Source organism: Allobosea sp. P2_A10 (genome assembly GCF_056405115.1).
Map to the genome: position 1 here is coordinate 125,297 of NZ_JBFUCS010000002.1, position 25,982 is coordinate 151,278.

The following is a 25,982-nucleotide window of genomic DNA, read 5'->3' on the forward strand; positions in this document are numbered from 1 at the left end:
GTTCTACGTGATATCCTTCGCCGGGCCTGCAGCGGTCTCTCGACCTGTCCGCAACGCCCGTCCGATCGATCCTGTTCCACCCCTGCGATTTGTATCGCCGGGCAGGTTGCGCTTGGCAAGCAGGAGGAAGCCGAGACCGACGAACGCCAGCGGCGTCATGGCGAGAAAAGTCAGGGAGCCGTGGCGCTGGTAGAGATAGCCCGACAGCATGGTCATGGAGGCGCTGGCGAGCGCACCGAGGGCCACGAGCCGCCCCTGCGCCGCGGCCCGCCTGCCCTCGGGAGCCAGCGCCGAGATCACCGCCATCGTGCCGAGATGGGTGCAGCCGAAGCTGAAGCCATGCAGCAATTGCAGGAGCAGCGTGACGCCGAGGCCGGGATCGAGCGCCATCATCGAAAAGCGCAGGATGGCGGCGACGGCGCCGAATGCGATCCAGGCGAGGCCGGCGGCGCCGCGCGCCACGATGCCGCCCGCGAACAGGAACAACGCCACCTCGACGACCGTGCTGACGGCCCAGAGGCCGCCGATGAGCGTGTCGCCAAATCCGAGGCTGCGCCAGTGCAGAGAGCCGAAGCCGTAGAGCGCCGCATGCGTGGCGTTGATGCAGGCTGCGCCCGCCACCGCGAACCAGAAGGCCGGACTGAACCCGGCCGGCGGCGCGGAACCCGGCTGAGTGGGGCGCGATGCGCTGCCGGGCGGCGATGGCGCAGCCAGGGCGGCGAGCGCGGCAAGCCCGGTGCTGAGCGCCAGCGCGACCGGCACGATGCCGGCTCCCCGGCCCGCTATCAGGGCACCGCCGAGCAGATTGGCGAAGAAGAAACTGACGGAACCCCAGAGCCGGACGCGGCCGTAGTCGACCGACGCGCCTGCCCTGATCTGCGCCGTGGTCAGGACATCCGCGAGCGGGATCACGCCCGAGATCGCGATGGCGTTCAGCATCATGATCAGGCCGATCGCCCAGGCGCCATCGACGGCAAGCAGCGACAGATAGGACGCCGCTGCAAAACCGTTCAGCGTCGCCAGCAGCAGCACGGGCGAGACGTGCCTGTCGCCGAGGCCGGTAATCCATGACGCAGCGACAACACGCGTCAGGATCGGGATCGTCAGGATCAGGCCGATCGCAACGTCGTCGAGACCCTTCGCGGCGAGCCAGACCGGAAAGAACGGCATGTAGAAGCCGACGCCCAGAAAAGTCAGCGCGTGCATGAGCGAAAGCCGCGAGGCGACCGCCCCTTGCGTCAGGAACGCCCTTTTCAAGCCCGGTTGCATGGTTCTGGCAGCAAATCCTTAAGCATTCCGGGGGCACGATTCGCGACGATGCATCTCGACTGACGAATGCCGATTCGGCCAGTCTTTCACGAACAGGTTGGTCATGAGCGAAGCGCGTTCGCTGACACCGCTGAGCGAGGACGATTACGAGGCGATCGCCGCCGCCGTGATGGAAACGGCGCGCGGGCGCTGGTTCATGACCGAATTCGCCAAGCGCAATCGCCAGGCCGACACCGCGCAACTGCTCTCCGCAATCGGCCGGATCGAGCGTGTCGTCGGGCTGGGCGAAGCACAGCCGGCGCCGGAGCCGAACCTTCGCGAGGCCGCGGCGCTGATCGGCGATCTCAGGCTCGACCTCGAACGCATCAGCGGACGCGGCGGAGAACCCTCCTCGGGGCTGGCGGCACGTATCGAGGGCGCGGCCACCACCATCATGACTGCGACCGAAAGCGTTCAGGAAGCTTCATGGAGCCTGCGCGAGGCCGGCGCCAACGACGACGCCTGCGACATGCTCGACCGGCGCGCCACCGAAATCTATGCCGCCACCGCAATCGTCGAAGGCACCGCCCAGCAGATCGGCAAGATCGCCGATACCATCGCCATGCTCGATTCCAGCCTGCGGGCGTTCTGCGACAAGGCCCAGGAGACGCCGGAACCTGTCGCCACGCCTGTCGTGCCAGCGCCGAAGCACCCGTTCGAGATGCGCGATGCAGCGCCGCTGAGCTCCTATGAGGATATCGAGATCGTCGAGATCGACGATGCTCCGACCTCGGTGTTGACGGCGCCGCGCACGGTTTCGGCGCGCCCGGCGCTCGATCTCAAGCTGCAGAGCAACGCGATCCTGAACGACGATGTGGTGTTCGAATATTCAGACGAGTTCAACGCGCTCGTGCCCGACGAGAAGCCCGTACTCGCGGCGACGTCCGAAGCCGGCCTGCGTGAACTCGACGAGATGCCGGCGGAAAAGAAACTCGCCTATTTCGCCTGATCGGCCACGAAACTCGCCATCTTGCCGGGGTTGAGCAGGCCGTAAGGATCGACCTCGCGCTTGAAGCCGAGCTGGTCGGCATCGGCGCGTTTGTGGCGACTGCCGGCTTCCAGCGACACGACATGCGGGTTGGCGATCATGACGCCGGCCTTCTCATGCAGCGCGATGACCTCGTTCAGCCGTTCCGCCGTGGTGTAGCGCAGGATCGGCAACGCGCTTGCCGTGACCTTGCCAGCGAAGCGGATGAACTCGTGATGGGCCAGCACCTCGTCGGGGAAGCGCGCGATCATCTCGGCCGCACTCTCGATCAGCCGGTCATGGGGGAACATGCATTGCAGATAGGTGACACTGCGGTCGCCTTTCAGCCATTGCAGCGTGGTGTGGTTCCAGGTGTATTCGTAGAGCGGCACGGTGCCCGGCCCCTCCTCCGACGGCGCTTCGTAGGTGACGACGCCGCGCCGGCCGATGATCGCCTTGAATGGACCGAGCGACGCTTCCGCGATCATGCAGATCAGGATGCTCTTTCCTTCAGGGCAGTGTTGCTTCAGCGCGCCGAAATGGCCGGGGATAGGCCACGCGATCGGCGTCATCAGCTTCTTGACGACGCCATCGGCGAGCGCGACCTCATAGCCGGCCCTGAAAGCGTCCATGTAATCGTCGAAGGCGACGATGACGTCGATCCAGGGCCAGGCCGGAGCGAGCGGCATTTCGAGCGCCGTGATGATGCCGGTGGTGCCATAGGCGCGGTTGACCTTCTGGGCGGCGTCGTCGCGCAACTCCAGAATGCGCGGCTCCTCCTCCACCGTGACGATGCGCGCGGCGAGGATGTTGCCGGGCTCGCGCAGGCCGCCATAGGTCACCGAGCCGACGCCGCCCGAGCCACCTGCGACGAAGCCGCCGATGGTGGCCGAGCGTTTGGTCGAGGGGTGCATGCGCAGCTCATAGCCGCTCGCGCGCGTCGCCAGATCGATGTCGAGCAGGCGCTCGCCCGACGCCACGCGCACCGCGCCGGGCTTCTGCCATTCGATGCCGGTCAGCGCGGTGATGTCGAGCAGCACGCCGCCTTGCAGCGGCACCGCCTGGCCGTAATTGCCGGTACCCGCCGCGCGCACCGTCAGCGGAATGCGCAGCTTCGCGCAGGCCGCCGCGACGCGGACGACCTCCGCTTCGTCGCGCGGGCAGGCGATGATGTCGGCGGATTTGTCGGCGAGTTCGACATTCAGGATCGGCGAATACCAGAAGAAATCCCGCGAGCGCTTGCGGACAACCTGAGGCTCGTCGATCAGCTGGATGCCGGCGAGCGCTGCCTTGAGCGCGGCGATGTCGTAGCGCGACGGTTGCTGCGCGCGGGGTCTGCGCTCGGGGATGGCGCTCATGCTCAATTCTCCCGCTTCAGCGCGCTTTCGTGCCAGCGCCGCAGCAGGAGATGCGAGATCCAGCTCGTCGCCAGGAAGATCGCTATGCCCGACAGCGAGATCATGATCAGCGCCGCGAAGACGCGCGGGATTTTGAGCTGGTAGCCCGATTCCAGGATGCGGTAGGCCAACCCCGAGGAACTGCCGCCGGTGCCGGCGACGAATTCGGCGACGACCGCGCCGATCAGCGCCAGACCGCCGGAAATCTTGAGGCCCGCGAGGAAATAGGGCAGCGCGGCCGGCAGCTTGAGATAGCGCATCGTCTGCCAGCGCGTCGCGCCATAGAGCTGGAACAGGTTGATCAGGTTGTGGTCAGCCGAGTTCAACCCGAGGATCGTGTTCGACAGGATCGGGAAGAAGGCGACGATCCAGGCGCAGATCAGCAGCGAGAGATTGATGTCGCCGGCCCAGATGATGATCAGCGGCGCGATCGCGACGATCGGCGTGACCTGCAGGATCACCGCATAGGGCAAAAGCGACATCTCCAGCCATTTCGACTGGGTGAACAGGACAGCCAGCGAGACGCCGACGATGATCGCCGCCGCAAGCGCCATGAAGGTGATGCGCAGCGTGATCCAGAGCGAGCCCGAGAGCGTGCCCCAGTCGGCGATCAGCGTCTGGCCGATCAGCAACGGGCCGGGCAGGACGTAAGGCGGGATCTCCTTGTAGCGGACGAGGATTTCCCATGCGCCCAGCGCCAGCACGCCGATGACGATCGGCGCGAGGATGCGCGGCCAGGCGCTGGCAGGCAGGCCGAGGATGCGTTCTTCGGCTGCGAAGACGGGACGCGCCTCGGCGTCCGTGCCGTCATGGGCGCTCACGACGCGACCTCCCACCCGCAGCCCTCATCCTGAGGAGCCGCGCAGCGGCGTCTCGAAGGACGCTCCAGCGATCTCCGGAGCTTCCTGGAGCCTCCTTCGAGACGCAAGCTTCGCTCGCTCCTCAGGATGAGGGCTGTGGGGTGGCGAAGGGGCATACTCACGATCCGATCGCCTCCTTGAGCTTGCCCGAGACGACGCGGCAGAGATGGGCATATTCCGGCGAGGTGCGGAACAGGTCGTCGCGCGGATAGGGCGCATCGACGTCGAGATCGGCCATCACCCGGCCGGGCCTCGCCGCCATCACCACGATGCGCTTCGAGAGATAGACCGACTCGAAGACGGAGTGCGTGACGAAGACGGCGGTGAACTTTTCCTTCCACCAAAGCTCCAACAGATCATCGTTGAGGCGATGGCGGGTGATTTCGTCGAGCGCCGCGAAGGGCTCGTCCATCAGCAGGATTTTCGGCCGCAGGACGAGCCCGCGCGCGATCGAGACGCGCATCCTCATGCCGCCCGAGAGCTCGCGCGGATAGGATGTCTCGAAGCCTCTCAGTCCGACCAGCGCCAGCAATTCGGCCGCGCGGCCTTCCGCCTCGCTTTTGCGCACGCCCTTCAGAGTCAGCGGCATCATGACGTTGGCGAGCGCGCTCGCCCAAGGCATCAGCGTCGGGTCCTGGAAGACGAAACCGAGATCGCGCTGCGGCATGCCCGAAGCGTCATGGCTGGTGGTGGGCCAGTCGATCGTGCCGGTGGAGGGCGCGCCCAGCCCCGCGATCATGCGCAGCAGCGTCGATTTCCCGCAGCCCGACGGACCGAGCAGGCTGATGAACTGACCCGGGCCGAGATCGAGATCGACATCGCGGACGGCGAGCGTGCCGTTGGCGAACTGCTTGGAGACGTGGCGGATCGAGACCAGCGGCTTGCCGCCGTCCCGCTTCGCAATATCGCTCGTGCTCAGAAAGGCCGTGTCCAAAGCCTGATTGTCCGTTGTCTGTGGCAGCAGTTCCACCCTCGCCGTCATTCCGGGCGCAGCGAAGCGGAGACCCGGAATCCATCGTAGAGCGCCGATGCTGCCTTATGATGGATTCCGGATCGGCGCGGCTTCGCCGCTTGTCCGGAATGAGGGCGGCGGGACGCAAAGGTCACGCCTTGCCGACGCCCTTGTTGATGAAATCGAGGCTGTAGGCCTTCTTGACGTCGATGCCAGCCGGGAAGACGCCGACCTCCGACATCTGCTTGTAGAAGCTTGCCCAGCGCGCATCGGTCATCGCGCCGACGCCCAGCGTCAGCGCGTCGCCGGACATGACGATGCCCTTCTCGTTCATCACCTTGACGGCGTAGTCGATCTTCTCCTGATCCATGTCGGGATTGTCCTTCAGGATCTGGGCGTTGGCCGCGGCGACGTCCTGGCCCTTCATGTAGGCGGCCCAGCCCTCGAGCGAGGCGGTGACGAAGCGCTGCACCACGTCCTTCTTCTCGGAGACCATCTTCTGCGAGATGTTGATCGTGGTGTTGTAGTTCTCGAAGCCGGCATCGGCGATGAGGTGCACCAGCGGCGTCACGCCGCCCTGCTTCAGGATCGCAAAAGGCTCCGACGACAGGAAACCCTGCTGCGAAATCGTCTTGTCGGCCAGGAACGGGGCCATGTTGAAGGTGTAGGGCCTGATCTGCTCGTCGGTGTAGCCGAACTTCGCCTTCAGGAAGGGCCAGTAGCTGTTGCGGCCGGCGGCGCCGACCAAAATAGGCTTGCCCTTGAGTGCGGCGAGCGAATCGTTGCCCTGACCCGGATGCGAGATCAGGACCTGCGGGTCCTTCTGGAAGATCGAGGCGATGCAGAGGAAGGGGATCTTCTCCTCGGCATAGCGGATCGCCTCGAAGGAATTCGACATGATCATGTCGACGCGGCCGCCGAGCAGGAGCTGCGAGGGGTTCTGCTGCGGACCGCCGGGGCGGATCTCGGCGTCGATGCCGTATTTCTTGTAGATGCCGTTGGCGACCGCGAGATAAAAGCCGCCATGCTCGGCCTGCGCGCGCCAGTTGGTCTGATAGGAGACCTTGTCGAGCGTCTGGGCGCTGACCTTCGCGCCAGGAACCGGCACGAGGACTGAGGCGGCCGAGCCACCGAGGAGACCGAGCGCCGAGCGCCGGCTCATCCGATATTTCATCGTCATGCTGGTGACCTCCCTGAATGGCTTTTAGGCGAGCGCCGCCTTGATCGCGGGCGAGCAACATACATGCCATGGACAACGGCGCGCTGGAAATGCGGCATGGCGCTGCTGCGCACAGAGAACGCGCATCCGCCTATTTCAAAGGCAAATTCGACCGCGAACGCGCAGGGCGCCAGACGGGTGCTTTCCCGACAGGCCCGGCGCGTTAAGGTGTCGTCAATCTTTCCGACCGGACATGCCATGACCCATCCAGCGCTTGCCAACCTTCGCGCCGATCTCGCCGACCTGACGATCTATGACGATGCGCCCAGCTTGCGCATGCACAGCCGCGACTTCTTCTGGTTCTCGCCGGTGCTGAAGCCCGATCTGGAGGGCAAGCAGGCCGAGCTCATCATCCTGCCGCGCGACAAGGCGGAGGTTGCCCGCATCGCCTCGGCCTGCGCACGCCATCGCGTGCCGCTGACAGTGCGCGGCGGCGGCACCGGCAATTACGGCCAGGCCGTTCCGCTGGAGGGTGGCGTGGTGATGAACCTGACGCGGCTGAGCCGCGTCGTCTCGACGACACTGGGCGCAGGGCGCTTCGAGGCCGGCGCAAACCTGCTCGACATCGACAAGGCGCTCTGGCCGCTCGGGCAGGAACTGCGGATGCACCCTTCGACGCGGGCGCAGGCGACGCTCGGCGGCTTCGTCGCCGGTGGCGCAGCCGGCGCCGGCTCCTGCACCTGGGGCCAGATCGACAATCTCGGCGCGGTGATTGCGCTCGAGGTGATGACGGTCGAGCCCGAGCCGCGGCTGATCGAGCTGCGCGGAACGGAGATCCTCAAGGTGATGCACGCTTATGGCGTCAATGGCATCATCACCGAGGTGGAGATGCCGCTCGCCCCGGCTCATGCCTGGGCCGAGCGGATCGCGACCTTCGACAGCCTCAAGGCAGCGGCCGCCTTCGGACAGGCCTTCACCGAATGCGACGGCATCGCCAAGAAGCTGGTCAGCATCCATGATCCCCGGATCGCGCCTTATCTGCGCAGGCTCGGACCCTATCTCGGGCAGGACAAGGCCTTTGCGATCCTGATGGTCTCGGAGCCGCAGGGCGACGAGCTCGACCGGCTGATCGCCGGGATGGGCGGTATGGTGACCTTTTCTCGCGGCGCTGAGGCAGCGCGCGCGGCGGCCTTCGGCGAGCACCGCGAAAAAGGCGCGCCCGGCCCGCTCTACGAATACACCTGGAACCACACGACGCTGCATGCGCTGAAGGTCGATCCCGAGATCACCTATCTGCAGCTGCGCTTTCCGCCCGGCCGCAATCTCGAACTGCTCGACTGGGCGGAAGAGGCCTTCCGTGACGACGTGATCTTCCACATCGAGTTCCAGCGCCGGCAGGGCCGCGTCTATCATTCCAGCCTGCCACTGGTGCGCTACACCACGGCCGAGCGCCTGCACCAGATCATGCGACTGGCCGAAGAGGCCGGCATCCAGGCCTCTAACCCGCACACATGGGTGCTTAACAACGCCGGCTGGAAGCGGACAGATGCGCCGCAGCCGGAATTCAAGCGGCTCGCCGATCCCTACGGGCTGATGAACCCAGGCAAACTGCTGGACTGGGAAGCCAAGGCGGCGGAGGCGGCGGAATAGCCGCCATCAGCGCCCGGCGATGACCGCGCGCAGCGCCGCGAAGATGCGGCCGGCATAGGCCTCGGGCGGCTCGACGCCGCCCTGGTCCAGCCAGAGATCACCGGCAACCCTCAGCGTCCCGATCGTCGCCATGGCGACCAGCCGCGCCGGCAGCGGATCGCTATTCTTGCCGGCGCGCACCGCCAGCGCCTCGGCGAGCCTGGTCTCCATCCTCGCATATTTGATCTGGTCGTAGGCGCGCAGGGCCGGCGTCCCCTTGACCAGCCGCGACAAGGCGAGAGCCTCGTCACGGTCATAGCCGCTGACGCTGGCGATCAGCGCCCGCTCGGCGGCGAGCAGCATCGGCTCGTCCACCGGGCGCAGCGCCAGCGCCGCAACCAGCTTGTCGCCAAAGGCGTCCTTCCAGGCGAAGACGACCTCCTCCTTGGAGGCGAAATAATGGAAGAAGCTGCGACGCGAGATGTCGGCCGCAGCCGCGATCTCATCGAGCGTCGTCGCCTCGAAGCCTTTTTGCATGAACAGCGCCAGCGCCGCCTGCGTCAGGCGCTCGCGCGTCTGCTGCTTCTTGCGTTCGCGCAGACCGGGCCGGGCGACATCGGGCGGGCTTTCGCCCGGAGGCATTTCAGGCATCGAAAACTCTTTGTTTCATCTCTTGCAATTTTGCACTTGATGCAAATATAGACGCTCCAGAGACGACTCGCCAGCCCATCCCGCCGCCACACTCCTGGAAAGAGCCATGAAATCCAACTGGACCGCTGCCGATATCACCTCGCAAGCCGGCAAGCTCGCCATCGTCACCGGCACGGGCGGTCTCGGCTATGAGGACGCACTGGAGTTGGCGCGCGCCGGGGCGAAGGTCATTCTCGCGGGACGCAATGCGGCCAAGGGCGGAAAGGCGGTGGCTCGGATCAAGACTATCGTGCCGACCGCCGATATCGCCTTCAGCCGGCTCGATCTGGCGGACCTCGCCTCGGTTTCGGCTTTCTCGGCTGCCTTCGCCGGCGAGCACGAACGGCTCGACATTCTGATCAACAATGCCGCCGTGATGGCGCTGCCGACGCGGCAGACCACGGCCGACGGCTTCGAGCTGCAGATCGGCACGAACTTCCTCGGGCACTTCGCCCTGACGGGACAGCTCCTGCCGCTGCTGCGCAAGGCCAACGATCCGCGCGTGATCCAGTTGAGCAGCCTGGCGCATCGCCGGGGCGCGATCGATTTCGACGATCTGCAGGGCGAGCGACCCTATGGCGCCTGGAAGGCCTACAGCCAGTCCAAGCTCGCGATGCTGATCTTCGCGCTGGAACTGCAGCGCCGCAGCGACGCACAGGGCTGGGGCCTGACCAGCATGGGGGCCCATCCAGGCTGGGCGACGACAGACCTGATCGCCAACGGCCCGGCCACCAGCGGCCCAAAGCTGCTCTGGCGGTTGACGCACCTGCTCTCGCCGCTGTTCAGCCAGTCTCCGGCCGGGGGAGCGCTGCCGACGCTTTATGCCGCGACCGCTCCCGATGTGAAGAAAGGCGGCTATTATGGCCCCGACGGCTTCGGCGAACTGAAGGGGGCGCCCTCGCACTCCAAGATCACCGGGCAGGCGAATGACCCGGCCGTCGCGACGAGGCTCTGGGAAGCGGCCGAGCGGCTGACCGGCGGGCATTTTGCCGGCCTCGGCGCGGCGCAGGGAGCGGCGTCGTGAAAGTCCTGATCTTCGGCGCGACCGGCATGGTCGGTCTCGGCGTGCTACGCGAATGCCTGCTCGATCCCGAGGTGGAGGCCGTGACGACCATCGGCCGCAGCGCGACCGGTCGGAGCGATCCCAAGCTGTGCGAAATCGTCCGTGCCGATTTGACGAACTACGCCGCGATCGAGCCCGACCTGACCGGCTTCGACGCCTGCTTCTTCTGTCTCGGCGTCGCCTCGGCGGGCATGAGCGAGGAGGCCTATCGGCGCATTACCTATGACGTCACGCTTGCGGCGGCGGAAACGCTGGTACGGCTCAACCCGGCGATGGTCTTCGTCTATGTCTCGGGCACGGGCACCGACAGCAGCGAGCAGGGCCGCTGGATGTGGGCACGGGTCAAGGGCGCGACCGAGAACGCGCTGATGCGGCTGCCCTTCAAGGCGGCCTATATGTTTCGTCCGGGAATGATCCGGCCACTGCACGGCATCGTCTCCAAGACCGCGCTCTACCGCGTGATCTATCGCGTGCTCGATCCTGTCTTTCCCGCGCTCCAGCGCTTCATGCCCAATGTGCTGACCACGACCGAGCAGGTCGGCAAAGCGATGCTCACGGTCGTCCGCGACGGCGCGCCCAGGCGCATCCTGGAGAACGCCGACATCAACCGACTCTGAGCGACCATGCGTCCGCCGCATTGAACGGCGCGCGCGCGGCTCCTAGGGTTGCGGCATCAAGACCGGCGGCAAGGACCGAGAACATGAGCGCGCGTTTCTGGGGCGACCTGAAGACCACGGAATTCGAGGGCCTTGATCCGGAAAAGACCGTCGCGGTGTTGCCGCTGGCGGCGATCGAGCAGCATGGGCCGCATCTGCCGGTCTCGGTCGATACGACCCTCATGAACGCAATGCTCGGGCTCGCCATGCCGCAGGTGCCCGCCGGTCTCGACGTGCTGGTCCTGCCGACCATGGCGGTGTGCAAGTCGAACGAGCATCTGCATTCGCCGGGCACGCTGACGCTGACCTGGGAAACCGCGACCGCCGCCTGGATCGAAATCGGCCAGAGCGTCAGGCGCGCGGGCCTGCGCAAGCTTGTCATCGTCACCTCGCATGGCGGCAATATCGACCCGATGAAGGTGGTCGCGCGCGAATTACGCGTCAGCCACGGCATGCTGGCGGTGACGACGGCGTGGCGAGCCTTCGGGCTGCCGCAGGGCTTGTATGCCGACCTCGACGCGCTGCACGGGATCCATGCCGGCGACATCGAGACCTCGCTGATGCTGCATTTCCGGCCTGATCTCGTCGACATGGGCAAGGCGGCGCTGTTCAAGCCGGCGACCATCACCATGGCCGAAGACGGCTACACATGGCTGCGCCCGACCGGCCTGCACGCCATGGCCTGGATGGCGCAGGACGTTCACCCGTCCGGCGCGGCGGGCGACGCCAGCCTCGCCACGGCCGCGAAGGGCAAGGCGACGGCCGAACTGCAGGCGAAGGGCTTCGTCGAATTGCTGGCCGATGTCGCGCGATTCCCGCTGGCGAACCTGCACAAGGCCAGGTGACGCTGCCGGCGAACCGCACTCCTCACGCGAGAGTGGCGCGTCCTTCACAAATTCGAACTGGTCGGACGGCCGGGAATAGCGGAGTTGTCGCGCCCCTCACGAGGTCGATCGACATGCAGCTTCAGCTTCTTCGCAACGCCACGCTCAAGCTGCGCTATGCCGGCAGGACGATCCTCGTCGATCCCGATTTCGGACCGCGGCACGCGCGCGCTTCTTTCACGGGGCGCTCGCCCAATCCGATGGTCGCGCTGCCGGAAGCAATCGACTCGATCCTGGCCGGGGTCGATACCGTCATCGTCTCGCATCTCCATGCCGACCATTTCGACGAGGTCGCCAAGGAGCGCGTGCCCAAGCATTTGCCGGTGATCTGCCAGCCGGGCAACGAGCAGGCCATCGTCGCGGCAGGCTTCCAGTCGGTGACACCGGTCGACTGCTTCGTGCGGCTCGGCTCGGCGATCCTGAAACGGCATCCGGCGCAGCACGGCACCGGCGCCGTCGTCGAGACGATGGGGCCGGTGATGGGCTTCAGTCTGGAAGCGCCGGGCGAGCCGACGCTGTACTGGTGCGGCGACAGCGTGCTCTACCCGCCGCTGCTCGAAAGCGTGGCGGCGACCGACCCCGACGTGATCGTGACCCATTCCTGCGGCGCGCTCTGGGACGACACGCTGATCGTGATGGACGCCGACCAGACGCTCGACCTGTGCGAGGCCGCGCCGCGCGCGACCGTGATCGCAACGCATATGGAGGCGCTCGACCACGCCAGCATCAGCCGCGCCGCCCTGCGGCAGGCGGCGATCGCGCGCCGGATATCCTCCAGCCGGCTCCTCATCCCGAAGGATGGCGAAACCGTCGAGATCAGGGCGAGCGTCGCGGCTTGAGGCTGCGCTATTCGCCCGCCTTCATCTGCCGGGCGTAGATGTCCTTGTAGGTGTCGCGCAGCAGGTTTTTCTGGACCTTGCCCATGGTGTTGCGCGGCAGGTCGGCGACGATGAAGACCTGCTTGGGCAGCTTGAACTTGGCCAGCCGGTCCTCGAGCGTCCTGGCGATGCTTTGCGCCGTGACCGTCGCGCCGGGCTTGACCACCACCACGGCCGTGACGCCCTCGCCGAAATCGGGATGGGGTACGCCGATCACGGCGCTCTCGATCACGCCTTGCATCTCGTCGATCTCGGTCTCGACTTCCTTGGGGTAGACGTTGTAGCCGCCGGTGATGATCAGGTCCTTGCCGCGCCCGACGATGTGGACGTAGCCGGCGGGATCGATCTTGCCGAGATCGCCGGTAATGAAGAAGCCATCGGCGCGGAATTCGGCGGCTGTCTTCTCGGGGTTGCGCCAATAGCCTTTGAAAACGTTGGGGCCCTTGACCTCGATCATGCCGATCGCATCGGTACCGAGCACTTTCGCGGTTTCGGGATCGGTGACGCGCGCCGAAACGCCCGGCAGCGGAAAGCCGACCGTGCCTGCGACCCGCTCGCCGTCATAGGGGTTGGACGTGTTCATGTTGGTCTCGGTCATGCCGTAGCGCTCGAGGATCGCGTGCCCAGTGCGCTCGCGCCATTCGCGGTGGGTTTCGGCCAGCAGCGGTGCGGAACCCGAAACGAACAGCCGCATATGCGCGGTCGCGGCCTTGCTCAGGCGCTCGTCCTGGAGCAGCCGGACATAGAACGTCGGCACGCCCATCATGCAGGTCGCCTGGGGCAGATATTTGAAGACCTGATCGGGATCGAATTTCGGCAGCAGAATCATCGAGCTGCCCGAAAACAGCACGCAGTTGGTCGCGACGAAAAGGCCGTGGGTGTGGAAGATCGGCAGCGCATGCAACAGCCGGTCGTCCTTGCTGAATCGCCAGTAGTCGACCAGCGCCAGCGCGTTCGAGGCGAGGTTGTCATGACTCAGCATCGCGCCCTTGGAGCGCCCGGTGGTGCCGGAGGTGTAGAGGATCGCGGCGAGATCGTCGGGGCCGCGCGCGACATCGTGGAAATCGCTGGAGGCGGCGAGCGCGCGGTCCGACAGCGTGCCAGCCGAGACATCGGGCGAACGCCAGACGCCGAGCGTTTCGAGCTGCGCCTCGGCCTTGTCCGCATAGGGCCGCAGCGCGGCGGCGCGGGCGGGATCGCAGACGAAGACGGAAGGCTGTGCGTCGCCAAGGAAGTAATCGATTTCGGCTGGCGTGTAGGCGGTGTTCAGCGGCAGGAAGATCGCGCCGGCGCGAACCGTCCCGAGATAGAGCATCAGCGCCTCGATCGATTTCTCGACCTGCACGGCGACGCGATCGCCCGGCTTCACCCCGAGCTCGACCAGCGCATTGGCGAAGCGCGCACTGGCCTCCACCATGTCGGCATAGGTGTAGAGCCGGCCGTCATCGAGCAGCGCGAAGGGCGCGCCGGGCGCCGGAATGCGCGCCCTGACGAGGTCGAACAGGTGGTTGCCCATGATTTCGGGTCCTTTCAGGCGTTTCCGTAGGCGTAAAACTCAGGCCGACGCCGGCCGCAGCAGCTTGCGCACGCCCGACGAGGTGACGACGGTGTTGCGCGTGGCGAAGGCCTCGTGATTGATCTCGATGTCGTCGAGCTCATAGCGGTAATTGACCATCACGCCATGCGATTCGCGCAGGCCCCGGGCCGAGAGGTTGCCGCCGACATTGATGCGTTCGAGCCGCGCGCCATTGCCGAGATGGAAGCGTGCGACCGGATCGATGACGCGGCCTGAACTCGTCCGCGCCCGCAGCATGTATTGCGCCGCCATCTGGCCGAGCAGCCTGTCGCGCTTTACGCGCTCGGCAGCGTCGAGCGAGATCGTCTCCCCCGTCGGACGGGCGAGTTCGGCGCGCTCCTCATTGGTCAGGCGGAACTCGCCGGGGTCGGCGGCGATGCCGGCGAGCCAGCGCGCGAAGCCGGGCACGGGCGAGAGCGTGACGAAAGTGTCGAGCCCCGGCAATTCGCGCTTCAGGTCCTCCGCCACCTGCTTGATCAGGAAATTGCCGAAGGAGATGCCGCGCAGGCCCTCCTGGCAATTCGAGATCGAGTAGAACACGGCAGTCGTGGCGGCCGGCGCGGGCAGCACCTCGCGCTCGCCGCTCAAGACTTCATCGATCGTGCGCGGGATATCGCCGGTCAGCGCGACCTCGACGAAGATCAGCGGCTCGTCGATCAACTGAGGATGGAAGAAGGCGAAGCAGCGCCGGTCGGCCGGCTCCAGTCGGCGGCGCAGATCGTCCCAGCCCTGGATCTCGTGCACCGCCTCGTAGCGGATGATCTTCTCCAGCACGTTGGCAGGCGTGCGCCAGTCGATGCGGCGCAGCACGAGGAAGCCGCGGTTGAACCAGGAGCCGAAGAGATGGCGGAAATCGCTGTCGACGGCGGCAAGCTCCCTGTCGGCCTCCATCGCCTCGAACAGCGCCTCGCGCATGCGCACCAAAACATGGGTGCCGCCAGGCGCAAGGTTGAGGCGGCGCAGCAGTTCCTGCCGGCGCGGCTCGGAGGCGAGATGCAGCGCCGCGATCGCGGCCGCGCCAGGCTCTTCGCGATAGGCCTCGATCGCCTTGCCGAGACGTTCATGATCGGGGCCGAAACGCTCCTGCAGCATGGCGAAGAACGCTTGCCGGCCGGCGCGGTCGAGCCGCTCCCAGGCATCGAGCACAGCCTGCGCCAGCGCCATGCCCGACGCCTCGCCACGGCCTGAAAGCAGATCCTCGCAGAGCCGCTCGATCGGCCGGCCCTTGCCACCGGCAAAGCGCTCGAAGCCGATCAGGGCGCGGCCGCGACCGGCCACGCTGGTCAGAAGATCGCCGAGAAACGCCATGTCCATGCAGTCCCCCCTTGTCCTCGACGGCCAGTCTATACGAGTTTGCCGCCATCGGAACCGCGCGTCATCGACGCAAGCTCAGTCGAGCAGCGCCCACGCCTTCAGGAAGAAGTCGGCTGAGCCGAAATTGCCGGATTTGAGCGCGATCACCATCTCCGGGCCGCCGACGACGCGTGTCCACGGCACGCCGGGATCGATCTCCGGTCCGATCTCCAGCGTTGCGATGCCCAGTCCCTGCACAACCGCGCCGGAGGTTTCGCCGCCGGCGACGAGCAGCCGGGAGACGCCGCCCTGCGCGAGCAGGCTCGCGATCTGCGCAAAGGCATGCTCGACCATCTCGCCGGCCTTGTCGCGACCGAGCTTGTCCTGGATGGCGGAGACCTCGGCCGGGTCGTCGCTCGAATAGAGCAGGAAGGGCTTGTCCCGCGGCTGCGCCAGCGCCCATTCCGCGAGGCCCTGTGGCGTCTGCGTGCCGGAGACCAGCGCCAGCGGATCAACCTTGAGCGCCGGGTAACCTGCCGCCATAGCCGCCTTGATCTGGCCGCGCGTCGCCGTCGAGCAGCTCCCGGAGACGATGCCGGCCCGGCCATTCGGTGCAATCATGCTGGTCGCGATCTCGCGTTGGGGCAGAAGCCCCGCCTTGCGGAAGTTCTGGGCCAGGCCCATCGCGATGCCCGACCCGCCCGTCAAGAAGGCATTGCCATCGACGGCAGCCCCCAGCACCATCAGGTCGTCATTGGTCAGCGCATCGGTGACGACATAGCGCACGCCCTCCCCGCCGAGTTTCGCCAGGCGCGCCTTCACCGCGTCCAAGCCGGCATGCACGGTCGCGTAGTCGACATGGCCGACCGGCATGTTCGTCTGCGCGCCCATCAGCCGCATCAGGTTCGAATCGCGCATCGGAGTGAGCGGATGATCCTTCATCGAGCTTTCGTGAAGCGGCACCGCGCCGACGAAGAGATAGCCTTGGTAGATCGAGCGGCCATTGGCGGGAAAGGCCGGGCAGATGATTGCGATGGTTGCGCCGAGCCGCTGCATCAGGGCGTCCGCAACCGGGCCGATATTGCCTGAAGGCGTCGAATCGAAGGTCGAGCAGTATTTGAACAGGATCTGCCGCGCTCCCGCCACCAGCAGCGCCTCGCAGGCGGCCAGCGAATCCGCGACCGCCTCCACGACCGGGTTGGTGCGCGATTTCAACGCGACCACGACGGCGTCGGCCTCGGGCAGCGCTGCGCCGGGCCTGGGTGCACCGATGACCTGGACGGTCCGCATGCCGGCGCGATTCAGCATCAGCGCGACATCGGTCGCGCCCGTCATATCGTCGGCGATCACACCCAGCAGCATCGGGACGTCCCTGTTTTCCAGCGAGGCGGGCTTCCGACAGCCCGCCTGGCACAGTTGTTACCAGAGATCGCCGGCTTCGCGACAGACCGACGCGCGCATCGCATCATCTCCTCGGCGACAAGGCCATGGCCGTCGAATTGCATGCAGGGCGGCGGCGGGGCAGCATGCAGTCGCCCGGGACAGCGGCGTCATGCCGGATCGACGCGCGCCGAATTTTAGGCCAACTTGGTACCGAGTGGAACGAAATCTGCAGGCAGCGCGATCGACGGCGGCGGGCGAAACAAACACCTTGCCACCATGATCAGCGCTTGGCCGCGACCGAACGACATTGAAGAGGGGACATCTGATGAAGCTCTTGACGGCCCTTGCCTCGGCAACATTCCTCACGCTCGCAATCCTGCCCGCAGCGGCGCAAACCCCTTCGACGCTGCGGATAGGCCTGCAGGAAGACCCCGACAYGCTCGACCCGCACAAGGCGCGCACCTTCGTCGGCCGCATCGTCTTCAAGGGTTTGTGCGACAAGCTGCTCGACATCACGCCCGATCTGAAGATCGTGCCGCGGCTGGCGACCGAGTGGTCGTTCTCGCCCGACGGCCTGACGCTGACGATGAAGCTGCGCACCGACGCCAAGTTCCATGATGGCGACGCCTTTAACGCGGAGGCGGCCAAAGCCAATCTCGAGCGCGCCCGGACGCTGCCGGACTCGCTGCGCAAATCGGAACTCGCCTCCGTCGACAGCATCGAAACGCCGGATGCCTCGACCCTCGTGTTCAAGCTGAAGCGCCCCGACGCGACGCTGCTCGCCCAGCTGACCGACCGCGCCGGCATGATGCTGGCCCCCAAGAGCCTGTCCGGCGATGTCGCCGCCAAGCCGGTCTGTTCGGGCCCCTACAAATTCGTCGAGCGCGTCCAGAACGACCGCATCGTGCTGGAAAAATTCAAGGAGCACTGGGAGGCGGCCAATTACAATTTCGACCGCATCATCTACCGCTCGATTCCCGACACCACCGTGCGCCTTGCCAATTTGCGCGCCGGCGAACTCGATATCCTTGAGCGGCTTGCCCCTACCGACGTGAAATCGGCGCTGTCGGACAAGAGCATCAAGGTCGAGAGCGTCGCCAATCTCGGCTACCAGGGCATCACCATCAACGTCGCCAATGGCGACGCCGCCAAGCTGCCGATGGCGATGGACAAGCGCGTGCGCCAGGCGCTTTCGCTCTCGATCGACCGCAAGGTGCTCAACGACGCCGTCTTCGACGGCCTCTACGAGCCGATGGTCCAGCCCTTCAATCCGGGCAACGCCTATCTCAGCGCCGATTTCCCGGTGCCGGCCCGCGACGTCGCCAAGGCCAAGGCGCTGCTCAAGGCCGCAGGCGCCGAGAAGGTTTCGGTCGAGCTGTTCGTGACCAACAACCCCGTCCAGGCGCAGGTCGGTCAGGTCATCCAGGCGATGGCGCAGGAGGCCGGCATCGACGTGCAGGTCCGTTCGACCGAGTTCGCAAGCCAGCTCCGCGACCAGCAGCAGGGCAAGTTCCAGATGAGCCTGATCGGCTGGTCGGGACGCATCGATCCCGACGGCAATCTTCATCAGTTCGTCACCAGCAAGGGCAACCAGAACGACGGCAAATTCTCCAACGCCACCGTCGACAAGGAACTGGACGAAGCCCGTACGGTCTACGACGTCGCAGGGCGCAAGAAGCACTACGACGCGGCGCAGAAGATCCTGCAGGACGAGCTGCCGATCGTGTATCTCTATAACGACAAGCGCTATTTCGCCCTGCGCGCGAATATCCAGGGGTTCGCGATCAATCCCGACGGGATGATCCGGCTGGCTGGAATCAAGCGCCAGTGACCCGCTCGTCGGCGCTCTGTATGACCTCTCCGTCATCCTGGGCGGCCGCGGGTCGTCCCGGGATCCATCATCGAGCACCGTCGCACTCGATGATGAATCCCGGCGCTTCGCTTCGCTCCGGCCAGGATGATGACGTTTGCCCGGGCCGGTCATGCTCGCGCTGATCGTCCGCCGCGCGGTGATCGCTCTGCCGACGCTGCTTCTGGTGTCGCTGATGGTGTTCGCTCTGCAGCGCGCCTTGCCGGGCGATCCCTTTCTCGTCATCGCCGGCGAGGAACGAGACCCCCAGGTCATCGCGCATCTCAGACAGCTCTATCGGCTCGACGACCCCATCGTGGTGCAGTTCTTCGCCTGGCTCGGACAGGTCGCGCAGGGTGATTTCGGGCGGTCGCTGCGGACGGGAGAGCCCGTGCTCGGGCTGATCTGGCAGAAACTCGGCGTCACCGTGCAGCTCGCCATAGCCTCGATGATCGTCGCCGTCGGCATAGGCTTGCCGGCGGGCATCGTCGCGGCGCGGCGCAAGGATACCGTCGCCGACTACGCTGCCAGCGCGGTCGCGCTTTTCGGGCTTTCGGTCCCGCATTTCTGGCTCGGGATCATGATGATCCTGGTGATTTCGGTCGAGCTGCGCTGGCTGCCGGCCTCCGGATTCGAGTCGATCTTCGTGGATCCCAAGGCGGCGATCGAGCGGCTGATCATGCCCTCGCTCGTGCTGGGCGGCGGACTCGCCGCTTTCATCATGCGCCATACCCGCTCGGCGATGCTGGAGGTGCTGCGCTCGGACTATGTCCGGACGGCCCGCGCCAAGGGGCTTGACGAGGACACGGTGGTGAACCGGCATGCGCTGCGCAATGCGCTGGCCCCCATCATCACGCTCTCGACGCTGCTTTTCGGCGAATTGCTCGCCGGCGCGGTCCTGACCGAGCAGGTCTTCACCATCCCCGGCTTCGGCAAGCTGATCATCGATGCCGTGTTCAACCGCGACTACGGCGTCGTGCAGGGCGTCGTGCTGTGCACCGCGATCGGCTTCATCCTGATGAACCTGCTGGCCGATGTCCTCTACGTTCTCGTCAACCCACGGCTGAGGACAGGCTGATGCGGCAGGTCACGCTTCTTGCCGTCGATGCCGCGCCGCCCCCGCGCCGGAGCGCCTGGGGCAAGCTTTTGCGCAACCGCTCGGCGCTGATCGGCGGCATCGTGGTGCTGATCTTCGTGCTGATGGCGGTGCTCGCCCCGCTCCTGCCCATCGCCGACCCGCTCAAGTCGAACTTCCTTGCCATCCGCAAGCCGCCCTCGGAGCTCCACTGGTTCGGCACGGACGAGCTCGGCCGCGATCAGGTCGCACGCCTGTTCTACGGAGCGCAGACCTCGCTGCTCGCCGGCATCGTCTCGGTGATGATCGCGCTCGCGATCGGCGTACCCTTCGGGCTGCTCGCCGGCTGGTATGGCGGCTGGACCGACATCGCGATCTCGCGCGTCACCGAGGCGATGCTGGCCTGCCCGTTCCTGATCCTCGCGATCGCCTTCGCCGCCATCCTCGGCCCATCGCTGACCAATGCGATGATCGCGATCGGGCTTTCGGCGGTGCCGATCTTTATCCGGCTGGTGCGCGGACAGGTGATGAGCGTCAAGGCCGAGGATTTCGTCGAGGGCGCACGCTCGATCGGTGCGCGCAACCTGCGCCTGATGTTCGTCCATGTGTTGCCCAACACGATGTCGCCCATCGTGGTGCAGTCGACGCTGTTCATGGCGCAGGCGATCATCCTCGAGGCGTCGCTCTCCTTCCTCGGCCTCGGTCAGCAGCCGCCCTCGCCTTCCTGGGGCCAGATGCTGAACGTCGCCAAGAATTTCATGGAGCAGGCGCCGTGGATGTCGGTTGCGCCGGGCGTCGCCATCTTCCTGGCGGTGCTCGGCTTCAACCTGCTCGGCGACGGACTGCGCGACGCGCTCGACCCCAAAGAAAACTGACTCCCAAGGATACGCCCATGTTCACGACCCGCCCGGAAATCCTAGGCACTTTCGGTGTCGTCACCTCGACGCATTGGCTCGCCACCGCATCGGGCATGGCCATGCTGGAGAAGGGCGGCAACGCCTTCGACGCCTGCGCGGCGGCAGCCTTCGTGCTGCAGGTGGTCGAGCCTCATCTGGTCGGGCCTGCCGGCGACATGCCGGCGGTGTTCTATTCGGCCAAGAGCAAGAAGGTCGAGGTTCTGTGCGCTCAGGGGCCGGCACCTGGGGCCGCGACCATCGACGCCTTCAAGGCGCTCGGGCTCGACATGATCCCCGGTTCCGGCCTGCTCTCGACCGTGGTGCCCGGCGCGTTCGGCGGCTGGATGGCGCTGCTGCGCGACCACGGCCTGCTGACGCTGCGCGAGGTGCTGGAGCCCGCCATCGGTTATTTCGAGAACGGCCATCCGATGCTGCCGCGCGTCTCCGATACGATCGCGACGCTGACCGAGCTGTTCACCCGGGACTGGCCGACATCGGGCGCGGTCTACCTGCCGGGCGGCAAGGTGCCCGAGGGCAAGAAGCTGTTCCAGAACAAGGCGGCGGCCGAGACCTACAAGCGCATCCTGCGCGAGGCCGAAGCCGCCGGAGGAGACCGCCAGAAGCAGATTCAAGCCGCTTATGACAGCTGGTACAAGGGCTTCGTCGCGGAGGCGATGGATGCATTCTGCCGCACCACCGAGGCGCTCGATTCCTCGGGCCGCCGGCACAAGGGCCTGCTCACCGCCGACGACATGGCGCGCTGGCAGCCGACCTACGAGACGCCCGCCAGCGTGACCTATCATGGCTGGGAGGTTTTCAAGATCGGCCCCTGGGGCCAGGGCCCGGTCTTCCTGCAGACCCTCAAGATCCTCGAAGGCATCGACATCGCCGCGATGGGGCCGGCGAGCCCGACCTTTATCCACCACGTCACGGAAGCGCTGAAGCTCGCCTTCGCCGATCGCGAGGCCTATTATGGCGACCCTGATTTCGTGAAGGTGCCGCTGGCGACACTGCTGTCGGAAGACTATGCGCGGGGCCGGCGCAACCTGATCACCGACAAGGCCTCGCACGAACTGCGGCCGGGCATGATCGCCGGCTTCGAGGACCCGGTCGGGCGCATGCTGGCCGGAATCCGCATCGCGGGCACCTCGGGCAAGGGCGGCGCCACCGTCGGCGAACCGACCATGGCCTCGATGGTCGCAGCCGGTCGGCGCGGCGACACCGTCCACATCGACGTCATCGACAAATGGGGCAACATGATCGCGGCGACCCCGTCGGGCGGCTGGATGCAGTCCAACCCCGTGATCCCGGAACTTGGATTTCCGCTGAACTCGCGGGCGCAGGCGTTCTGGCTGGAAGAAGGCCTGCCCTCCTCGCTCGCGCCCAACAAGCGCCCGCGCACGACGCTCACTCCGACACTCGCCTTCGAGAACGGCGAGCCGCGCCTCGCCTTCGGGACACCTGGCGGCGACCAGCAGGAGCAATGGCAGATGGGCATGTTCCTGCGCCGCGTGCATCACGGCCTCAACCTGCAGGAGGCGATCGACCTGCCGCTGTTCCACACGCAAGCCTTCCCCTCGACCTTCTACCCGCGCGAGGCGCGCCCGGGCCATCTCACGGTCGAGGAGAGCATCGGCGAGGCGGCGCTGGACGATCTCGTCCGGCGCGGGCACCTGCTGGAGCGCGCCCCGGCCTGGACGGTCGGGCGCCTGACGGCCGCCGAGAAGAGCGACGATGGTCTCTTGCGCGCGGCGGCGACCCCGCGTCTGATGCAGGCCTACGCCGCCGGCCGCTAGGAGAACCGCGCCCATGACATGGTCCATCGTCGCCCGCGACGCCGCGACCGGCGCCTATGGCGTCGCGGTCTCGACCTGCGCCTTCGCCGTCGGCTCGCGCGTTCCCTATGGCGGCGGCCGCGTCGGAGCGATCGCGACGCAGGCCTTCGTCAATCCGCTCTACGGCCTCGACGGCCTGCGACTGTTGCAGGAGGGGCGCTCGGCGGTCGAGATCATCGCGACGCTGACGGCCGCCGACGAAGGCCGTGCGCATCGCCAGCTTCACCTGATCGACCGCGAGGGCAAGACCGCGTCCCATACCGGATCGGCCTGCATCGACTGGTGCGGCGCGGTCAACGGGCCGCAGGTTTCGGTCGCCGGCAATATGCTGGCCGGGCCGCAGGTGATCGAGGAGACGCTGAAGGCTTATATCGCCGCCTCGGCGCTCGATTTCGACGAGCGGCTTCTGGTCGCGCTGGAAGCCGGCGAGAAGGCCGGCGGCGACAAGCGTGGCCGGCAATCCTGCGCCATCCGGATCTGGGCGGGCGATCCTGTCGCGAGTTTCGACATCCGCGTCGACGACCATCCCGACCCGCTGACGGAGTTGCGCCGCCTCTGGCGCGTCGCCCATCAGCGCTATGTGCCGTTCCAGATGGCCTCGCCATCGCGGGCAAGGCCGGCTGGCGTGACCGACCGCACCGAACTCGACCGCCTCTGCACGGAGTATGCGGCGGCGTGGAACGCGCGGCACCCGCAAAGCTGATGCTTCGCGACACGGATGCGGTTGCGCGAGGGGCGTCGGTTGACGCATTCTCGCTCCGGTTCGCGACAACGGGAGGGATCGATGGCATCTCCTGAAACCGAAGGTCTGGCGCGCCGGATCGCGATGATGGAAGCGCAACTGCGCGACCTGCGACAGGCCGTCGACGTCACGGCATCTGGCGTGACGATCCGCGCCGGAGGCTCGCTGACGATCGTTGCGGGCGGCGCGATCCAGATCACGTCGGGCGGCGCGACGGCGATCACCGCCGCCTCGCGCCTGACCCTGACGACCTCTGCTGCCTTCGAGGTCAGGGCTTCGGCCGCGATCAGCATCGCCGGCTCGCACACGGTGTCGCTCAGCGGCCATACGCTGACCGCCGATCTGCTGAAGGACGTCACCCTCACGGTCGGCAAGAAACTCGCCATCACCGCAGCCGACCGGCTGACGCTGGAAACCGGCGACGCCGAGATCGACATGAAGAAGGACGGCTCGATCAGGATCGACGGCAAGGACATCGACCTCAAGGCGAGTGGCAAGATCGACGCCAAGGCCAGCGGCGACCTCGTCATGAAGGGGTCGAAGATCCTGCAGAACTAAGCCGGACCGGACTGGACCATCTCCCGTTCTGCTCAAGCCACCGCGCGGGTCATCCCGGACAAGCTGCGCAGCAGCGCCGATCCGGGATCCATTCCTGAACCTCTCCGCGCAGCGTTCCGGAATGGATCCCGGGTCTCCGCTTCGCTGCGCCCGGGATGACGGTGCGAGGTGATGTTGACGGCGAGGCGTGTTGACCGGCAGTCAGACCGATCCCTCACACGAGCTTGCCGCGCGCCGCGACCGGGAGCTCGCCGACGAGCCTGTCACCACGCACCGTGACCAGCCGGTCGACCATGTTGACGACGACGCAGACATGGTTGGGCACGATCCGTACGACCTCGCCGACATTGGGACGCTCGTTGGAGGCCGCGAGATCGAGAAAGCCGTGCTCCTCGGCGAACTTTGCGATCCTAGCCGCCGGGTATTCGAGGATGTAGCCATGGCCATCGAGACCGCCCGTATCGCTCGTCAGCGTCTTGGAGCCTGAATCGAGGATGCCGCGCTCCGGCCCCGCCCGGCTGACCACCGTGGCATAGACGGTGAGCGCACAATCTTCCAGCGAGGCCACGCCGGCTGCGACCTGCATGCGGTCGTTGAAGATCGAGGTGCCCGAACGATGCTCGGTCGCGCCCTTGAGCTTGCCGATATTGGGGATGTTCGGCGAGCCGCCGGTCGAGACCATGCCGGCCTCCAGCCCTGCGTCGCGCAGGCCGGCATTGGCGGTGTCGAGGAATATCTGCGTGCGCTCCCAGCCATCCTCGGGCGGATACATCAGGAAGCCGGCGAAGGTCAGACCCTTCGAGCCCGCGATCAGCTTCGCCAGTTCGACGGCCTCGGCGGGCGTCTCGACGCCAGCGCGCTTGCGGCCGGTATCGCATTCGATGACGACCTCGAGGTCGCGCCCGGCGATGGCCGCCGCCTGCGGCAGGCCGCCGATCGTGACCGGATTGTCGGCCGCCACGATCATCCGCACGCGCCGTTGCAGCGCGCCGAGCCGGCCGAGCTTCTGCTCGCCGAGGATGTTGTAGCTGATCAGGATGTCGTCGACGCCGCCATCGGCCATGACCTCGGCCTCGCCGAGCTTCTGGCAGGTGATGCCGCGCGCGCCGGCCTCGATCTGGAGCCGGGCGAGCTCGGGCGATTTATGCGTCTTGATATGCGGGCGGTTGGCGACGCCCTTGGCGTCGCAGACGGCCTGTAGCCGGGCGATGTTGGCCTCGACGACGTCGAGGTCGATGACGACCGACGGCGTGCCGTAGACCCGGGCGATCTCGTCTTTCAGTTTGTCCTGGGCAAGCGCGGTCACGGCAGCACCTTGACGATCGCCTCGATCTCGACGGGCATATTGCCGGGCAGCGAGCCCATGCCGACCGCCGAGCGGGCATGGCGGCCGTTCTCGCCGAGCACCGCGACGAACAAATCCGAGCAGCCATTGATGACCTTGGGCTGGTCGCCGAACTCCGGCACGGCATTGACCATGCCGAGCAGCTTGATGACCTCGATCTTGTCGAGCGAACCGGCCGCCTCCTTCATCGCCGCGAGCAGGCCAAGCCCGGTGCTCTTTGCGAACTCATAAGCCTGCTCGGTGGTAAACTCCTTGCCCACCTTGCCGCTGGGGATCGAGCCATCGGGGTTGCGCGGCCCCTGCCCCGAGAGGAAGACGAGATCGCCGACCTTCTTGAAGCGGACATAGTTCGCCATCGGCGGCACCATGGCGGGCAGGGTCAGGCCCAGGTCTTTCAGCTTCTGTTCGGCGCTCATCGCGTTTCCTCGTGCGTGTCTTCAGATGGCGCCGCTGTCAGACGGGACCCGGCGTCAGGATTCCAGCTCGCGTATCATGTAACGGGCCGCATCGTCATAGCTTGAGAGCTTACCCGCAAGGTCGGCGTCATGCGTCTCGCGAAAGCCCTGACGCCGCCAGAAGCCGGCCGAGCCATTGACGGCGACGAGCGTCATGCAGGCGAGTCCGCTACGGCGCGCCAACTCAGCCAGTTTTTCGACACAAGTCACCCCATGCCCGCCACCGCGCATCGCCGGCAACAATGCGAGATCATGAATGTAGAAGGCGTCAGCCGACGCCGGCAGCGCACCGAGCAGGCTGTTAAGCAGCGGGATTTGCCCGCGCGGCCACGGATGGCTCAACACATAACCACTGACTCGGCTGGCCGCCTCAAGGCAGAGGCAGCCTTCCGCAAAGCGCGCGAGGCGTTCGGCAAAGACGATGTCGTCTTCGGGATAGTCGGGATGAACTCGCGCCGCGACGGCCACCACGGACCGCAAGTCGGAGGCTGTCATCATGCGCCAGTGCGACCGCGGTGGATTGGTCATCACA

At 66.3% G+C, this 25,982-nt stretch carries 24 protein-coding genes; 12 read left to right on the forward strand and 12 right to left on the reverse strand.

Annotated features, from left to right (window positions below; genetic code table 11):
* Positions 1-3 precede the first annotated feature (3 nt).
* Complete coding sequence (locus AC1DZY_RS04725; RefSeq protein ID WP_476818921.1) at positions 4-1,206, reverse strand: MFS transporter; 1,203 nt, start codon at positions 1,204-1,206, stop codon at positions 4-6.
* 166 nt (positions 1,207-1,372) lie between these two features.
* Between AC1DZY_RS04725 and AC1DZY_RS04730 the strand changes: the two genes are divergently transcribed.
* Positions 1,373-2,257, forward strand: a complete 885-nt coding sequence (locus AC1DZY_RS04730) for a hypothetical protein (RefSeq protein WP_476818922.1) — start codon at positions 1,373-1,375, stop codon at positions 2,255-2,257.
* On the opposite strand, the gene AC1DZY_RS04735 is transcribed toward AC1DZY_RS04730, so the two are convergent.
* From AC1DZY_RS04735 to AC1DZY_RS04750, 4 genes are all read right to left on the reverse strand, one after another.
* Positions 2,245-3,633 carry an FAD-binding oxidoreductase gene (locus AC1DZY_RS04735; RefSeq protein WP_476818923.1) on the reverse strand — a complete coding sequence of 463 codons (1,389 nt, stop codon included), beginning with the start codon at positions 3,631-3,633 and terminating at the stop codon, positions 2,245-2,247. The genes AC1DZY_RS04730 and AC1DZY_RS04735 overlap by 13 nt on opposite strands.
* Positions 3,634-3,635: 2 nt before the next feature.
* Entirely contained in the window at positions 3,636-4,433 is a 798-nt protein-coding gene (locus AC1DZY_RS04740) for an ABC transporter permease (RefSeq protein ID WP_476819161.1), read from the reverse strand.
* Between the two features lie 217 nt (positions 4,434-4,650).
* Positions 4,651-5,466, reverse strand: coding sequence for an ABC transporter ATP-binding protein (locus AC1DZY_RS04745; RefSeq protein WP_476818924.1), 816 nt, complete (start codon positions 5,464-5,466; stop codon positions 4,651-4,653).
* Between the two features lie 169 nt (positions 5,467-5,635).
* Entirely contained in the window at positions 5,636-6,664 is a 1,029-nt protein-coding gene (locus AC1DZY_RS04750; RefSeq protein WP_476818925.1) for an ABC transporter substrate-binding protein, read from the reverse strand.
* A 237-nt stretch (positions 6,665-6,901) separates the two neighbouring features.
* On the opposite strand from AC1DZY_RS04750, the gene AC1DZY_RS04755 reads away from it, so the two are divergent.
* On the forward strand, positions 6,902-8,293 hold the full coding sequence (locus AC1DZY_RS04755; RefSeq protein WP_476818926.1) for an FAD-binding oxidoreductase: 1,392 nt from the start codon (positions 6,902-6,904) through the stop codon (positions 8,291-8,293).
* A 6-nt stretch (positions 8,294-8,299) separates the two neighbouring features.
* Here AC1DZY_RS04755 and AC1DZY_RS04760 read toward each other — a convergent pair whose 3' ends face one another.
* Positions 8,300-8,923 (reverse strand): TetR/AcrR family transcriptional regulator, encoded by a 624-nt coding sequence (locus AC1DZY_RS04760; RefSeq protein ID WP_476818927.1) that lies wholly within the window; start codon positions 8,921-8,923, stop codon positions 8,300-8,302.
* Positions 8,924-9,029: 106 nt separating this feature from the next.
* On the opposite strand from AC1DZY_RS04760, the gene AC1DZY_RS04765 reads away from it, so the two are divergent.
* The 4 genes from AC1DZY_RS04765 (at position 9,030) to AC1DZY_RS04780 (ending at position 12,404) form a co-directional block, all read left to right on the forward strand.
* Positions 9,030-9,986, forward strand: a complete 957-nt coding sequence (locus tag AC1DZY_RS04765; RefSeq protein WP_476818928.1) for an oxidoreductase — start codon at positions 9,030-9,032, stop codon at positions 9,984-9,986.
* The gene (locus AC1DZY_RS04770) at positions 9,983-10,642 is read left to right on the forward strand and encodes an NAD(P)H-binding protein (RefSeq protein ID WP_476818929.1); all 660 of its coding nucleotides are present in this window, start codon (positions 9,983-9,985) and stop codon (positions 10,640-10,642) included. Before AC1DZY_RS04765 ends, AC1DZY_RS04770 begins: the two co-directional genes overlap by 4 nt.
* Before the next feature lie 83 nt (positions 10,643-10,725).
* Complete coding sequence (locus AC1DZY_RS04775; RefSeq protein WP_476818930.1) at positions 10,726-11,526, forward strand: creatininase family protein; 801 nt, start codon at positions 10,726-10,728, stop codon at positions 11,524-11,526.
* 113 nt (positions 11,527-11,639) lie between these two features.
* The gene (locus AC1DZY_RS04780) at positions 11,640-12,404 is read left to right on the forward strand and encodes an MBL fold metallo-hydrolase (protein ID WP_476818931.1); all 765 of its coding nucleotides are present in this window, start codon (positions 11,640-11,642) and stop codon (positions 12,402-12,404) included.
* Between the two features lie 7 nt (positions 12,405-12,411).
* On the opposite strand, the gene AC1DZY_RS04785 is transcribed toward AC1DZY_RS04780, so the two are convergent.
* The 3 genes from AC1DZY_RS04785 to otnK form a co-directional block, all read right to left on the reverse strand.
* Positions 12,412-13,959, reverse strand: coding sequence for a malonate--CoA ligase (locus tag AC1DZY_RS04785; protein WP_476818932.1), 1,548 nt, complete (start codon positions 13,957-13,959; stop codon positions 12,412-12,414).
* A 39-nt stretch (positions 13,960-13,998) separates the two neighbouring features.
* The gene (locus AC1DZY_RS04790; RefSeq protein WP_476818933.1) at positions 13,999-15,327 is read right to left on the reverse strand and encodes a malonyl-CoA decarboxylase; all 1,329 of its coding nucleotides are present in this window, start codon (positions 15,325-15,327) and stop codon (positions 13,999-14,001) included.
* A gap of 81 nt (positions 15,328-15,408) precedes the next feature.
* Positions 15,409-16,674 (reverse strand): 3-oxo-tetronate kinase, encoded by a 1,266-nt coding sequence (gene otnK, locus AC1DZY_RS04795; protein ID WP_476818934.1) that lies wholly within the window; start codon positions 16,672-16,674, stop codon positions 15,409-15,411.
* A 346-nt stretch (positions 16,675-17,020) separates the two neighbouring features.
* Here otnK and AC1DZY_RS04800 point away from each other — a divergent pair, with 346 nt between their 5' ends.
* From AC1DZY_RS04800 to AC1DZY_RS04825, 6 genes are all read left to right on the forward strand, one after another.
* Positions 17,021-18,526: an ABC transporter substrate-binding protein gene (locus AC1DZY_RS04800; protein ID WP_476818935.1), complete on the forward strand. Its 1,506-nt coding sequence runs from the start codon at positions 17,021-17,023 to the stop codon at positions 18,524-18,526.
* Positions 18,527-18,677: 151 nt separating this feature from the next.
* On the forward strand, positions 18,678-19,622 hold the full coding sequence (locus AC1DZY_RS04805; protein ID WP_476819162.1) for an ABC transporter permease: 945 nt from the start codon (positions 18,678-18,680) through the stop codon (positions 19,620-19,622).
* Entirely contained in the window at positions 19,622-20,494 is an 873-nt protein-coding gene (locus tag AC1DZY_RS04810; protein WP_476818936.1) for an ABC transporter permease, read from the forward strand. Before AC1DZY_RS04805 ends, AC1DZY_RS04810 begins: the two co-directional genes overlap by 1 nt.
* 17 nt (positions 20,495-20,511) lie before the next feature.
* Positions 20,512-22,311, forward strand: a complete 1,800-nt coding sequence (locus AC1DZY_RS04815) for a gamma-glutamyltransferase family protein (protein ID WP_476818937.1) — start codon at positions 20,512-20,514, stop codon at positions 22,309-22,311.
* Between the two features lie 13 nt (positions 22,312-22,324).
* Positions 22,325-23,053 (forward strand): DUF1028 domain-containing protein, encoded by a 729-nt coding sequence (locus tag AC1DZY_RS04820; RefSeq protein ID WP_476818938.1) that lies wholly within the window; start codon positions 22,325-22,327, stop codon positions 23,051-23,053.
* A gap of 81 nt (positions 23,054-23,134) precedes the next feature.
* Positions 23,135-23,650 (forward strand): DUF2345 domain-containing protein, encoded by a 516-nt coding sequence (locus tag AC1DZY_RS04825; RefSeq protein ID WP_476818939.1) that lies wholly within the window; start codon positions 23,135-23,137, stop codon positions 23,648-23,650.
* 214 nt (positions 23,651-23,864) lie between these two features.
* On the opposite strand, the gene AC1DZY_RS04830 is transcribed toward AC1DZY_RS04825, so the two are convergent.
* From AC1DZY_RS04830 to AC1DZY_RS04840, 3 genes are read right to left on the reverse strand one after another with little or no spacing between them, the layout of a single operon-like run.
* The gene (locus AC1DZY_RS04830) at positions 23,865-24,956 is read right to left on the reverse strand and encodes a D-TA family PLP-dependent enzyme (RefSeq protein ID WP_476818940.1); all 1,092 of its coding nucleotides are present in this window, start codon (positions 24,954-24,956) and stop codon (positions 23,865-23,867) included.
* Positions 24,953-25,411, reverse strand: a complete 459-nt coding sequence (locus AC1DZY_RS04835) for a RidA family protein (RefSeq protein WP_476818941.1) — start codon at positions 25,409-25,411, stop codon at positions 24,953-24,955. Before AC1DZY_RS04835 ends, AC1DZY_RS04830 begins: the two co-directional genes overlap by 4 nt.
* A gap of 54 nt (positions 25,412-25,465) precedes the next feature.
* Entirely contained in the window at positions 25,466-25,921 is a 456-nt protein-coding gene (locus tag AC1DZY_RS04840; protein WP_476818942.1) for a GNAT family N-acetyltransferase, read from the reverse strand.
* Positions 25,922-25,982: the final 61 nt, after the last annotated feature.